The sequence below is a fragment of the Pseudomonas sp. W2Jun17 genome, from assembly GCF_023127795.1.
Lineage (GTDB): Bacteria > Pseudomonadota > Gammaproteobacteria > Pseudomonadales > Pseudomonadaceae > Aquipseudomonas > Aquipseudomonas synxantha_A.
Genome location: NZ_SPKO01000034.1, coordinates 82426 through 95435, shown reverse-complemented (window position 1 = coordinate 95435; position 13010 = coordinate 82426). Strand labels below are relative to the sequence as shown.

Below are 13010 nucleotides of genomic sequence, written 5' to 3'. Positions count from 1 at the left end.
AAAGCGCAGGAAGATTTGAGGCGGTGCGAAACCAATGTGGGAGGGGGCTTGCTCCCGATAGCGGTGTGCCAGTCAAAAAATCTGTGGCTGACCTACCGCTATCGGGAGCAAGCCCCCTCCCACAGGGGTGCATCAGTGGCTTTTATTTAGCGGTCCACTCAGCGACGCGCTCAGGGTGCTTGGCCACCCAATCCTTGGCCGCGGCGTCTGGTTTGGCGCCTTCCTGGATAGCGAGCATGACTTCACCGATTTCGTCCTTGGAGGCCCACTGGAATTTTTTCAGGAAAGCTGCCACTTCCGGCGCTTTCTTTTCCAGGCCCTTACTGCCGATGCTGTTGACGGTTTCAGCAGCACCATAAATCCCTTTTGGGTCGTCCAGGAAACGCAGTTTCCACTTGGCGAACATCCAATGGGGCACCCAACCGGTTACCGCAATGGATTCCTGCTTGTCTTCGGCACGTGTCAGTTCGGCGATCATCGCCGCGCCCGAGCTGGCTTGCAGTTTGTAGTCCAGGCCGTATTGCTTGATGGCGTCGTCGGTCTTGAGCATCACGCCTGAACCGGCGTCGATGCCGACGATCTTGTTTTTGAAGGTGGTGTCGGTCTTGAGGTCTTCGATGGATTTGGCCTTGACGTACTCCGGTACGATCAAGCCAATTTTTGCATCCTTGAAGTTGGGGCCGTAGTCGACCACCTTGTCCTTGTTCTTGGTCCAGTATTCACCATGGGTCACCGGCAGCCAGGCAGACAGCATGGCATCGAGCTTGCCGGTGGCGACGCCCTGCCACATGATCCCCGTGGCGACCGCTTGCAGTTTCACGTCATAACCGAGCTTTTGCTTGATCACTTCCGCCGCCACATGGGTCGTGGCAACGCTGTCGGACCAACCGTCCACGTAACCGATGCTCAGGGTTTTGCTGTCGGCACTGACCAGTGTGGAGCCCATCGCAACTACCAGCGTGGCAGCTGCGCCCAAGAGTCGTCGCATCTTCATATGTACTTCCCCGAAAGTGCTGCGCCCGACGGATGCCGAGCGACATCAACCTGTTGTTATGCGGTGCACCGCGCCCCCTTCACGCGCATCGATCCGGTTGCTGAGGCATCAGTGGAGTACTGACAGTTTTATCATCAACCTGCGTAGGCCTTTGCCCTGCTCTGTGGGCGACCTTGGTTGAGCAAGAAACGACATCACATCGCCAGCAGGACGTTTTGTAGGAGTTATCGTCAGAATCCCGCCCGAAGTTTGCATGTCAAAATTATGCAGCCGCACTGGCACGCGCCAAATCCGGGTAAGATGCGCGCCTTTGCTCCCCCAGATAAGCCGACCATGCCTGCGACTGCCCGCTTTCCTGCCCTGCCCTATTTTCTTGCCTTGATCCTTGGTGTGCTTGCACTCGCTGGCTACTGGTATGGCCTCGGCCGGCCGGTAGTGCTGCCGGATGTAGCGAGCGCCAGCCACAAGTTGCAGTGTGCGTCCTACACGCCCTTCGACAAAGACCAGTCGCCGTTTGACCAGCCATTCAAGCTGCGCCCCGAACGCATGGATGCCGACCTGGCCTTGCTGGCCACACGCTTTGAATGCATCCGCACCTACTCCATGACCGGCCTGGAAGCCTTGCCGGACATGGCGCGCAAGCATGGTTTAAAGGTCATGGCCGGCGCCTGGGTCAGCAGTGATCCGGTGGCGACCCAGAAAGAAATCAACGAACTGATCGCGGCGGCCAACACCAATCCCGATGTCGTCACTTCGGTGATCGTCGGCAACGAGGCGCTGCTGCGCAAGGAAGTCACGGCCAAGCAACTGGTGGCGCTTATCCATCAAGTCAAAAGCCAGATCAAGCAACCGGTCACCTATGCCGATGTGTGGGAGTTCTGGCTGCAACACCCGGAAATCGAGCCGGCGGTGGACTTCCTGACCATTCACCTGCTGCCGTACTGGGAAGATGAGCCGTCCGGCATCGACCAGGCGCTCAAGCATGTAGGCGACGTACGCCAGACCTTCGGCCACAAGTTCGCGCCCAAGGACATCGTGATCGGCGAGACCGGTTGGCCCAGCGAAGGCCGTCAGCGCGAGACTGCCGTGCCGAGCCGGGTGAATGAAGCCAGGTTCATGCGCGGCTTTGTCGCCATGGCCGAAGCCAATGGCTGGCGCTACAACCTGATCGAAGCGTTTGACCAGCCATGGAAACGTGCAAGTGAAGGCGCAGTGGGCGGGTATTGGGGGCTGTTCGATGCAGACCGCCAGGACAAGGGCATCCTCGCAGGGCCGGTGACCAATGTGCCGTACTGGTCGTTGTGGCTGGGCGTAGGCGCCGTGATTCTGCTCGGTACCCTGGCGCTCGGTGGCCGCATTCGCAGCAAGCGCTCCGCGGTGCTCCTGCCACTGCTCGGTGCGGTTGCTGCCTGCTCCATCGGCACCTGGGCCGAACTGACCCGCGTCACTGCGCGTTTCAACGATGAATGGGTATGGGCAGGCTTGCTGGTGGCCTTGAACCTGTTGGTGCTGGCCCACGCCGCCCTGGCCCTCAGCGCCCGTGACGGCTGGCGCGAGCGTGCATTCAACTGGCTGGAGCAACGCGCTGGCTGGCTGGTGGCGATTGCCGGGTTTGCGGGGGCGGTGATGATGCTGGCGCTGGTGTTTGACCCGCGTTATCGCAGCTTTCCAAGCGCGGCGCTGGTGCTGCCAGCCCTGGTGTACCTGGTGCGCCCGGTGACCGGGCCGCGTCGGGAGATTGCGCTGCTGGCCTTCATTATCGGTGCCGGCATTGCGCCGCAGTTGTACCGCGAAGGGCTGTTGAATCAGCAGGCCTGGGGTTGGGCTGTGGTCAGCGTGCTGATGGTTGCGGCTTTGTGGCGTTGCTTGCGAGTGCGCAAGGCTTAAGATCGCTATCGCAGGCAAGCCAGCTCCCACATTTGACCGTGCTCACAGATAGAAATGTGTGAACCCAATCAACTGTGGGAGCTGGCTTGCCTGCGATGAGGCCACATCAGGCGCAGCCAGGCTTCCTGACCAACCGCAATCCCGCAATCACCACCGCAAACACCGCAAACGTCGTGTTGTACAACGCCAGTGCCGGCAACCCGAACACCAACCCCACTACTGCCAACGCCCATCCCGCACGCCCCGGTACAAAAAAGCCCAACACCGAGGTGATCAACGCCGCCCAGCCCAGCACCTTGAAGTGAATCATCAACCCAAGGTTCGCACGCACCTGGCACTCCCAGCGGCTGGCCTCCTCTGCGCAGAGGCCGACCCACTGCCCATCCTCCATAAAGCCATAACGTGCGGCATAACTGGCAGCCAGCCATAACGGCAGAGCAACAAGCAGCAAAATCAACGGCAAGCGGCGGGACATGGGGCACTCCGATAGGCAAAAACGGCGCTCAGCTTAATCCCACCGCGGCCGTTAGCAAGGTGTTCGCGCAGATATCTGTTCAACAATGCATGGCAAAGTGTATCGTCTGGCTACTATTACCCCGATTCCGACGTTTTTTCCGACTTTTCGTGCCGCTGCCTGGCACTTCGGTGGCAACGCGGTGGTCATAGCCTGCGAATTTCATTCAGCACGTTTCCTCTTAGGGATTAAGTCATGCTCCGTTCCTTGCGCTGTGCTGCCTTGCTGGGCAGCCTATTTTTGAGTGCGTCAGCACTGGCCGTCGATATCGACCAGGCCAGCTATGGCTACCCTTTGACCAACCCGTTCGAAGCGACCATCGCCACCACGCCTCCCGACCTTCGGCCAACCTTGCCGACCGATGATGAGATCAACCAATCCGATTACACCCTGAATATGCGCCCCGAGCGTGAGTTCAGCTTGCCGGACAATTTCTGGCCGGTGAAGAAACTCACCTACCGCATTGCCAAGCAAGATCGCGCTGCGCCGTTGATCTTCCTGATCGCCGGCACCGGTGCGCGGTTCGACAGCAGCATCAACGAATACCTGAAGAAGCTGTATTACCAGGCCGGCTACCACGTGGTGCAGTTGTCATCGCCCACCAGCTTCGACTTCATCAGCGCTGCCTCGCGCTTCGCCACCCCGGGTATCACGCAGGAAGACGCCGAAGACATGTACCGCGTGATGCAAGCCGTGCGCGCGCAGAACGCCTCGCTGCCGGTCACCGACTTCTACCTCACCGGCTATAGCCTGGGGGCGCTGGATGCGGCGTTTGTCAGCAAGCTGGATGAGACGCGCCGCAGCTTCAACTTCAAGAAAGTGCTGCTGCTCAACCCGCCGGTCAACCTCTACACCTCGATCACCAACCTCGACAAGCTGGTACAGACCGAGGTCAAGGGCATCAACAACACCACCACTTTCTATGAACTGGTGTTGAGCAAACTGACCCGCTACTTCCAGCAAAAAGGCTACATCGACCTCAACGATGCGCTGCTCTATGACTTCCAGCAGTCCAAGCAGCACCTGAGCAACGAACAGATGGCCATGTTGATCGGCACCTCGTTCCGCTTCTCGGCTGCCGACATTGCCTTTACCTCGGACCTGATCAACCGCCGTGGCCTGATCATTCCGCCTAAATACCCGATCACCGAAGGCACCAGCCTCACGCCGTTCCTCAAGCGTGCCCTGCAATGCGACTTCGACTGCTACCTCACCGAGCAAGTGATCCCGATGTGGCGCGCCCGCTCCGACGGCGGCAGCCTGCTGCAACTGATCGATCAGGTCAGCCTGTACGCCCTCAAGGACTACCTGCGCGACAGCCCGAAAATCGCCGTAATGCATAACGCCGATGACGTGATCCTCGGCCCTGGCGATCTGGGTTTCCTGCGTAAAACCTTCGGCGATCGCTTGACCGTCTACCCGCTGGGCGGCCACTGCGGCAACCTCAATTACCGCGTCAACGCCGACGCCATGCTGGAGTTCTTCCGTGGCTAAATATCTTCTGCTGCTCGCCGCACTGATGTGCGCAGGCGTGGCCAATGCCGACAACAGCAAGGCTCAAGAGCCCATCAAGGTCGATGCCGACGGCTTCAAGGAGCCGCTGACCAAGCTCAAGTTCAACCCGGGCCTGGACCAGCGTGAATTCGAGCGTTCCACGCTTACCGCGCTCAACGTCTACGACCCGCTGGAGTCGTGGAACCGCCGCGTTTACCACTTCAACTACCGCTTCGACCAATGGGTGTTCCTGCCGGTGGTCAATGGCTACCGCTACGTCACGCCGAGCTTCCTGCGCACCGGTGTGAGCAACTTCTTCAACAACCTGGGCGATGTGCCCAATCTGTTGAACAGCCTGTTGCAACTCAAGGGCCATCGCTCCCTGGAAACCACCGGGCGCCTGCTGGTCAACACCACCATCGGCGTCGCCGGCCTGTGGGACCCGGCCACGGCCATGGGCCTGCCACGCCAGAGTGAAGACTTCGGCCAGACCCTGGGCTTCTACGGCGTACCGGGCGGTGCCTATGTGGTGTTGCCGATCTTTGGCCCGTCGAACCTGCGTGATACCACCGGCTTGCTGGTGGACTACACGGCAGAATCGCAGATCAACTTCCTCAACGTGTCCGAAGTCAGCTCCAACCATCCGGAAGTCTGGGCCCTGCGCGCCGTCGATAAGCGCTACCAGACCAGCTTCCGCTACGGCCAGATGAACTCGCCGTTCGAGTATGAGAAGGTGCGGTATATCTACACCGAATCGCGCAAGTTGCAGATCGCCGAATAAACAGCAGCGACAAAAAAAGGCCATTCGATTGAATGGCCTTTTTTATTGCATTGATTTTACTCGCTTACTCAGATAGAAATTTTCTACTAGGAGGCAAGCCATAATCGTTGTCCCCCTTATCGCCTTGGGTGAACAGGCGGACGGACACCATTATGAAACCAACGACCGGTATCAAAAACCAAAGCGCATACGCCCCAGTAATGTTCACATCATGAAGCCTGCGAAATGTCACTGACACCGCAGGTGGGATCATGAACAAGACGTAAAACCCAAATGGAACGATAAACCACGGACTCGAGAGAACCTCCGCCAAGTACGCTATCAATATAGAGCCCCAAATCAGCATTATGTCCATCACTACAAACGCCCAATATTCCCTTCTACAGGCTCGCCCACTGAACTTGGCATAGTTTTTTATCGCTTGAAAACACCAGTTCATCCTTAACCCCTTATCGATCCATTTTTCGCGCCACTTCACATGAAGAAGCGCGATGCATCCTATAAATGCATGGAAAACCGAGCTGTAGGATTAAACTTAAACAGCGTTTCGATTTGCAATCAATGCGAACTAATCAGCGCTTAGCTGTTCGCCATACCTTGCCGACTGCTTGGACAACGATCAGCACCAAAGCCCCTGCAACGATCCCCGCCAGCGCATTGAGCAACGTCGGCATCAACCATGCCAGCGCCCCCGTGCTTTGGCTTACCGTTTCGATCCAATGATGCACCACAGGCACGCCATGGGTGAGGATGCCGCCACCGACCATGAACATCGCCGCCGTGCCGATCACTGACAGGCTCTTCATCATGTAGGGGGCCGCACTCAGGATCGCGCCGCCAATACTGCGCGCCACCTGACCCGGCTTCTGCGTCAGCCACAGCCCCAGGTCGTCGAGCTTGACGATACCGGCCACCAATCCATATACGCCGATGGTCATGACAATGGCGATACCCGACAGCACGATCACTTGCTGCGTCAGTTGCGCATCGGCGACGATGCCGAGGGTGATGGCAATGATCTCGGCCGACAGAATGAAGTCGGTACGGATCGCGCCCTTTATCTTGTCTTTCTCGAACGCCACCAGATCGGTTGCCGGGTCGGCCACCGCTTCAGCCAACTGCGCGTGTTCGGCTTGATCTTCAGCCTTGCTGTGCAGGAATTTGTGGGCGAGTTTTTCGAAGCCCTCGAAACACAGGTAAGCGCCGCCCAGCATCAATAAGGGGGTCACGGCCCAGGGAGCGAAGGCGCTGATCAGTAACGCGGTAGGCACCAGGATCAACTTGTTGATAAACGAGCCCTTGGCCACCGCCCACACCACCGGGATTTCCCGCTCGGCGCGCACGCCGGAGACCTGCTGGGCGTTCAGTGCAAGGTCATCGCCCAGCACGCCCGATGTCTTCTTGGCGGCCATTTTTGTCATCAGCGCGACGTCATCGAGTACCGCCGCGATATCGTCGATCAACACCAATAAGCTGCTTCCTGCCATGAACCGGACTTCCGTTAGAGAGAGATGACGCGAGCATAGCCCGGCGCACGGCCTTGCGGCCAGATTGTTGAGGCCTGCTGATGGCCGGTGCTACCATGCGCAACCGCCTGTCATGGCAAGGAAACGTCTGGTTTATGAGCAGCATTCGCGAGCGCAACAAAGAAAAAATCCTGCGGGCGGCGAGCGAGGAGTTTGCCGACAAGGGCTTCGCCGCGACCAAAACCAGCGACATCGCCGCCAAGGCCGGGCTGCCCAAGCCCAACGTCTATTACTACTTCAAGTCCAAGGACAACCTCTACCGCGAGGTGCTCGAAAGCATTATCGAGCCGATCCTGGCCGCTTCCACGCCGTTCAACCCCGAAGGGGAGCCCAAGGAAGTATTGAGCAACTACATCCGCTCCAAAATTCGCATCTCCCGCGACCTGCCGTTCGCCTCCAAGGTGTTCGCCAGCGAAATCATGCACGGCGCCCCACACCTGAGCGCCGAGCAGGTTGAACAGCTCAATGCCCAGGCCAAGCACAATATCGATTGCATCCAGAACTGGGTGGATCGTGGGTTGATTGCGGCTATCGACCCTAATCACCTGATGTTCAGCATCTGGGCGGCGACCCAGACCTATGCGGACTTTGACTGGCAGATCTCAGCCGTTACCGGCAAGGCCAAGTTGGATGAAGCCGATTATGAGGCGGCGGCGCAGACGATTATCCGGCTGGTGCTCAAGGGGTGTGAGCCGGATTGATAGACCGCGGCGAGGCTATCGCAGGCAAGCCAGCTCCCACACGGATTTGCGCCGAACACAGAATGTAAAGTGGTCACAATCCCCTGTGGGAGCGGGCTTGCCCGCGATAGCGCCCATCCAGACACATCCTGCTAAAAGCCTGCCGATCAGCCTTCGCCCCTCAGTCTAGCCTCTCAGAACACCATCTGAAGAGAGGCCAAGGAATGCCCGATCTCCCTGCTTCAAATCGCCTGCGCATCGGACGCTATAACGAATCCAACCGCATTTACCTGCTCACCACCAACACCCTTGAACGCGAGCCCATCTTCAGCGACTTCAAACTCGGCCGCCTGGTCGTACAACAATTCAGGATCGCTCAATATAAAGGGCTCGCAACATCATTGGCCTGGGTAGTGATGCCTGATCATTTCCATTGGCTTGTTTCTCTGGAGAAAGGTTCGCTTGCCGACTTGATGCGCCAAGTTAAATCCAAGAGCACCCGAGTGGTGAATGCGGTGGCGGGCCGCCAAGGTCGCCTCTGGCAGCCGGGCTTTCATGATCATGCCGTGCGTCGAGAGGAAAGCCTTGAGGGGATTGCACGTTACATCGTAGCCAATCCACTCAGGGCCGGGCTGGTAAAGAAATTTGGCGACTATCCGCTATGGGATGCCATTTGGGTTTGACTGTAGACCGAGTCGACTGCATCGCAGGCAAGCCAACTCCCACACTGAGTGGGCTCACACAGTTAGATCTGTGAACACCGTCAATGTGGGAGCTGGCTTGCCTGCGATAGCTTACTCACAGTCAGAACGACTCAAGCCGACACCCCCGCATCCGCCATCAACCCCACCCCCTCAATCGCCGTGATCGCACACTGCTCGTCAATATCCGACGTATCCCCGGTGATTCCAATCGCCCCCAACACCACCCCCGACTGATCCCGTATCAACACCCCGCCCGGCGCCGGCACCACACTGCCCTGCCCCAGGCTGTTCAACGCTGCGATAAACGCCGGCCGCTGCTGCGCATCCAGTGCCAGTAAACGTGAGCCCTTGCCCAAGGCAATCGCCCCCCAGGCCTTGCCGATGGCGATTTGCGGGCGCAGCAGGCTGGCGCCGTCTTCGCGCTGCAAGGTAATCAAGTGCCCCCCGCTATCGAGTACCGCGATGGTCAGCGGCGCTGCAGAAATCGTGCGGCCTGCGGCGATAGCATGGCCGGCCAACTGGGTGGCGAGTTTCAAGGTTAAAGCGCTCATGGTGCCGTCCTTCTTTTGTTATTGGAAAGCGGTGGAGTTCTGTTTGATCAGATGCTCGATCGAATAAATAGAACACAATGACATTTGTTTTTGTATACAATATTTTCAAACAAAGGCTCCATACGTCGAAAAAAGCCGTTCCGACGAACGCAAAGGCCGTTTCATAAAATGCATTGACCTGCGCCGTCCGCCGTGAATACACTTTGGACAGACACCACTTGTATACAATTACAAAACGCAAGAGGCACCAAAACCATGAGCAAAATGAGAGCAATCGAAGCCGCTGTCCTGGTGATGCGCCGTGAAGGTGTGGATACCGCCTTCGGTATCCCGGGCGCCGCGATCAACCCGCTGTATTCAGCCTTGCAGAAGGTGGGTGGCATCGATCACGTCCTTGCTCGCCACGTTGAAGGCGCCTCGCACATGGCCGAGGGCTATACCCGCACCAAGGCCGGCAATATCGGCGTGTGCATCGGCACTTCGGGCCCGGCGGGCACTGACATGGTCACCGGCCTGTACAGCGCCTCGGCCGACTCGATTCCGATCCTGTGCATCACCGGGCAAGCGCCACGTGCACGGATGCACAAGGAAGACTTCCAGGCCGTCGATATCACCAGCATCGTCAAGCCCGTGACCAAGTGGGCCACCACCGTGCTCGAACCCGGCCAGGTGCCCTACGCGTTCCAGAAGGCTTTCTATGAAATGCGTTCCGGGCGCCCAGGCCCGGTACTGATCGACTTGCCGTTCGACGTACAAATGGCCGAGATCGAATTCGACATCGACGCCTACCAGCCACTGCCCCTGGCCAAGCCGTTGGCCACTCGCATTCAGGTCGAGAAAGCCCTGGCGATGCTGGACCAGGCTGAACGCCCATTGCTGGTGAGCGGTGGTGGCGTGATCAACGCCGACGCCAGCGAGTTGCTGGTGGAGTTCGCTGAGTTGACCGGCATCCCGGTGATTCCGACCCTGATGGGCTGGGGCACCATTCCCGATGACCACCCGCTGATGGTAGGCATGGTCGGCCTGCAGACGTCCCACCGTTATGGCAACGCGACGATGCTCAAGTCGGACGCGGTGCTGGGTATCGGCAACCGCTGGGCCAACCGTCACACCGGCTCGGTGGAGGTGTACACCGAAGGGCGCAGATTCATTCACGTTGACATCGAGCCGACGCAGATTGGCCGCGTGTTCACCCCGGACCTGGGTATCGTCTCCGACGCCGGTTCCGCGCTGACGATGTTCATTGAAGTCGCCCGCGAATGGAAAGCCGCCGGCAAGCTCAAGGATCGCAGCGCCTGGTTGCATGACTGCCAGCAACGCAAAGCCACGCTGCACCGCAAGACGCACTTCGACAACGTGCCGGTCAAGCCGCAACGCGTGTACGAAGAGATGAACCAGGTGTTCGGCAAAGACACCTGCTACGTCAGCACCATCGGCCTGTCGCAGATTGCCGGCGCGCAATTTTTACATGTGTACAAGCCACGCCACTGGATCAACTGCGGCCAGGCGGGCCCGCTGGGCTGGACCATTCCGGCGGCACTCGGCGTGGTCAAGGCCGACCCGAGCCGCAAGGTGGTGGCGCTGTCAGGCGACTACGACTTCCAGTTCATGATCGAAGAACTGGCGGTGGGCGCGCAGTTCAAGCTGCCGTACATCCACGTGGTGGTGAACAACTCTTACCTGGGGCTGATCCGCCAGGCCCAGCGCGGCTTTGAAATGGACTACTGCGTGCAGCTGTCTTTCGACAACCTCAACGCCCCGGAACTCAACGGTTATGGCGTCGACCATGTGGCGGTTGCCGAGGGCTTGGGCTGCAAGGCGCTGCGTGTGTTCGAGCCGGGCCAGATCCAACCGGCCCTGCGCAAGGCTCAGGAAATGATCGAAGAATTCAAAGTGCCGGTGATCGTTGAGATTATTCTGGAGCGAGTGACCAATATTTCCATGGGCACCGAGATCAACGCCGTCAACGAATTCGAAGACCTGGCCCTGGTCGGCAACGATGCGCCGACTGCCATTTCCCTGCTCGATTAAGGAGAACCCTATGCCGCGCTTTGCCGCCAACCTGTCCATGCTGTTTACCGAACAGGACTTCCTTGCTCGCTTCAAGGCAGCCGCCGATGCCGGCTTCGAAGGTGTGGAATACCTGTTCCCGTACGAATTCAGCTCTGCCGATATCAAGGCACAGCTCGATGCCAACGGCCTGACCCAGGTGCTGTTCAACCTGCCGGCCGGTGATTGGGCCAAGGGCGAGCGCGGCCTGGCCTGCCACCCGGACCGGGTCGAGGAATTCCGCGCCGGGGTCAAGCTGGCCATCGCCTATGCCCAGGTATTGGGCAACACCCAGGTCAACTGCCTGGCAGGTATCCGGCCACAAGGCGTCGATGACGAGACCGTAGAAAAAACCTTCGTCGCCAACCTCAAGTACGCCGCCGAGAAGCTGCAGGCGGCGGGTATCAAGCTGGTGATGGAGATGATCAACACCCGCGACATTCCGGGCTTCTACCTCAACAACACGGCGCAGGCTCTGTCGATTCGCGAGCAAGTGGGCAGCGCCAACCTGTTCCTGCAATACGACATCTACCACATGCAAATCATGGAAGGCGACCTGGCGCGGACCATGCAAACGCACCTGGGTGAGATCAACCATATCCAGCTGGCAGACAACCCGGGGCGCAACGAGCCAGGTACCGGTGAGATCAACTACCGCTTCCTGTTCGAGCATCTGGACCGCATTGGTTACGCAGGTTGGGTCGGCTGTGAGTACAAGCCGTTGACCACGACCGAGGCGGGTTTGGGTTGGCTCAAGACCCATAACGCCATCTGACAACTGACACAACATAAAACAATGTGGGAGCTGGCTTGCCTGCGATGCAAACACCTCGGTGTATCAGTCAGGTCCGGTTGATGCCATCGCAGGCAAGCCAGCTCCCACATTAAAAGAGGATTTTGATCATGGCTAAAATCGGATTTATCGGCACCGGCATCATGGGCCAACCCATGGCCGCCAACTTGCAGAAAGCCGGTCACCAACTGTTTCTCTCCGAGCACCACGGCAAAGCGCCCGCCGAGCTGCTTGCTGCCGGCGCCATCGCCTTGGCCAACCCGCAGCAGGTCGCCCAGGAATCGGAATTCATCATCGTCATGGTGCCCGACACCCCACAGGTCGAAGACGTGCTGTTGCGCGCCGATGGCGTGGCCGCCGGTCTGTCACCCAATAAAGTAGTGATCGACATGAGCTCGATCTCCCCCACCGCCACCAAGGCGTTCGCGGCGAAGATCAACGAAACCGGCGCGCAGTACCTGGATGCACCGGTGTCTGGCGGTGAAGTCGGCGCCAAGGCCGGTACCTTGAGCATCATGGTCGGTGGTGAACCGCAGACGTTCGAACGCGCATTGCCGCTGTTCCAGGCCATGGGCAAGAACATCACCCTGGTGGGCGGTAACGGCGATGGCCAGACCGCCAAGGTCGCCAACCAGATCATCGTCGCGCTGAACATCCAGGCGGTGGCCGAAGCCTTGCTGTTTGCCTCGAAAAACGGTGCCGACCCGGCCAAGGTGCGTGAAGCGTTGATGGGTGGCTTTGCGTCGTCGAAGATCCTGGAAGTACATGGCGAACGCATGATCAAGGGCACCTTCGATCCGGGCTTCCGCATCAACCTGCATCAGAAAGACCTGAACCTGGCATTGGCCGGCGCCAAGGAACTTGGGATCAACCTGCCGAACACCGCCGGCACCCAGCAAGTGTTCAGCACCTGCACGGCGATTGGCGGCGGTAACTGGGACCACTCGGCACTGATCAAGGGCCTGGAGCACATGGCCAATTTCTCCATCCGCGACAAGTAACCCACCTTGGAATGCAATCCAGTGTGGGAGGGGGCT

The 13010-nt window shown here is 58.9% G+C and carries 13 protein-coding genes; 8 read left to right on the top strand and 5 right to left on the bottom strand.

Annotation, left to right across the window (positions count from 1 at the left end; genetic code table 11):
* Nucleotides 1-142: 142 nt before the first annotated feature.
* On the bottom strand, nucleotides 143-994 hold the full coding sequence (locus E4O98_RS22325; RefSeq protein WP_032877092.1) for a glycine betaine ABC transporter substrate-binding protein: 852 nt from the start codon (nucleotides 992-994) through the stop codon (nucleotides 143-145).
* A gap of 333 nt (nucleotides 995-1327) precedes the next feature.
* On the opposite strand from E4O98_RS22325, the gene E4O98_RS22320 reads away from it, so the two are divergent.
* The gene (locus tag E4O98_RS22320; RefSeq protein WP_228309599.1) at nucleotides 1328-2881 is read left to right on the top strand and encodes a glycosyl hydrolase family 17 protein; all 1554 of its coding nucleotides are present in this window, start codon (nucleotides 1328-1330) and stop codon (nucleotides 2879-2881) included.
* A gap of 106 nt (nucleotides 2882-2987) precedes the next feature.
* On the opposite strand, the gene E4O98_RS22315 is transcribed toward E4O98_RS22320, so the two are convergent.
* Entirely contained in the window at nucleotides 2988-3356 is a 369-nt protein-coding gene (locus tag E4O98_RS22315; protein ID WP_148852278.1) for a hypothetical protein, read from the bottom strand.
* Nucleotides 3357-3590: 234 nt separating this feature from the next.
* On the opposite strand from E4O98_RS22315, the gene E4O98_RS22310 reads away from it, so the two are divergent.
* Both E4O98_RS22310 and E4O98_RS22305 read left to right on the top strand, forming a co-directional pair.
* Nucleotides 3591-4889, top strand: coding sequence for a serine/threonine protein kinase (locus E4O98_RS22310; RefSeq protein ID WP_223018411.1), 1299 nt, complete (start codon nucleotides 3591-3593; stop codon nucleotides 4887-4889).
* Nucleotides 4882-5670: a VacJ family lipoprotein gene (locus tag E4O98_RS22305; protein WP_032877095.1), complete on the top strand. Its 789-nt coding sequence runs from the start codon at nucleotides 4882-4884 to the stop codon at nucleotides 5668-5670. The genes E4O98_RS22310 and E4O98_RS22305 overlap by 8 nt, the downstream gene beginning before the upstream one ends.
* Before the next feature lie 64 nt (nucleotides 5671-5734).
* Here E4O98_RS22305 and E4O98_RS22300 read toward each other — a convergent pair whose 3' ends face one another.
* Together E4O98_RS22300 and E4O98_RS22295 are read right to left on the bottom strand one after the other, a co-directional pair.
* Nucleotides 5735-6109 (bottom strand): DUF805 domain-containing protein, encoded by a 375-nt coding sequence (locus E4O98_RS22300; RefSeq protein ID WP_282445165.1) that lies wholly within the window; start codon nucleotides 6107-6109, stop codon nucleotides 5735-5737.
* A gap of 133 nt (nucleotides 6110-6242) precedes the next feature.
* A complete protein-coding gene (locus E4O98_RS22295; RefSeq protein WP_032877096.1) occupies nucleotides 6243-7157 on the bottom strand; it encodes a DUF808 domain-containing protein in 915 nt (304 codons plus the stop codon).
* Nucleotides 7158-7291: 134 nt separating this feature from the next.
* Between E4O98_RS22295 and E4O98_RS22290 the strand changes: the two genes are divergently transcribed.
* Nucleotides 7292-7897: a TetR/AcrR family transcriptional regulator gene (locus tag E4O98_RS22290; protein WP_032881048.1), complete on the top strand. Its 606-nt coding sequence runs from the start codon at nucleotides 7292-7294 to the stop codon at nucleotides 7895-7897.
* A 203-nt stretch (nucleotides 7898-8100) separates the two neighbouring features.
* Nucleotides 8101-8559 carry a transposase gene (locus E4O98_RS22285; protein WP_032877097.1) on the top strand — a complete coding sequence of 153 codons (459 nt, stop codon included), beginning with the start codon at nucleotides 8101-8103 and terminating at the stop codon, nucleotides 8557-8559.
* A 131-nt stretch (nucleotides 8560-8690) separates the two neighbouring features.
* On the opposite strand, the gene E4O98_RS22280 is transcribed toward E4O98_RS22285, so the two are convergent.
* Nucleotides 8691-9131 carry a heme-binding protein gene (locus E4O98_RS22280; protein ID WP_032877098.1) on the bottom strand — a complete coding sequence of 147 codons (441 nt, stop codon included), beginning with the start codon at nucleotides 9129-9131 and terminating at the stop codon, nucleotides 8691-8693.
* Between the two features lie 255 nt (nucleotides 9132-9386).
* Between E4O98_RS22280 and gcl the strand changes: the two genes are divergently transcribed.
* The 3 genes from gcl to E4O98_RS22265 all read left to right on the top strand — a co-directional run bounded on the left by gcl (nucleotide 9387) and on the right by E4O98_RS22265 (nucleotide 12974).
* Nucleotides 9387-11162 (top strand): glyoxylate carboligase, encoded by a 1776-nt coding sequence (gene gcl / locus E4O98_RS22275; RefSeq protein ID WP_248136264.1) that lies wholly within the window; start codon nucleotides 9387-9389, stop codon nucleotides 11160-11162.
* Nucleotides 11163-11172: 10 nt separating this feature from the next.
* Nucleotides 11173-11955 carry a hydroxypyruvate isomerase gene (hyi, locus tag E4O98_RS22270; protein ID WP_032877100.1) on the top strand — a complete coding sequence of 261 codons (783 nt, stop codon included), beginning with the start codon at nucleotides 11173-11175 and terminating at the stop codon, nucleotides 11953-11955.
* Nucleotides 11956-12083: 128 nt separating this feature from the next.
* Nucleotides 12084-12974, top strand: coding sequence for a 2-hydroxy-3-oxopropionate reductase (locus E4O98_RS22265; RefSeq protein WP_103735074.1), 891 nt, complete (start codon nucleotides 12084-12086; stop codon nucleotides 12972-12974).
* Nucleotides 12975-13010: the final 36 nt, after the last annotated feature.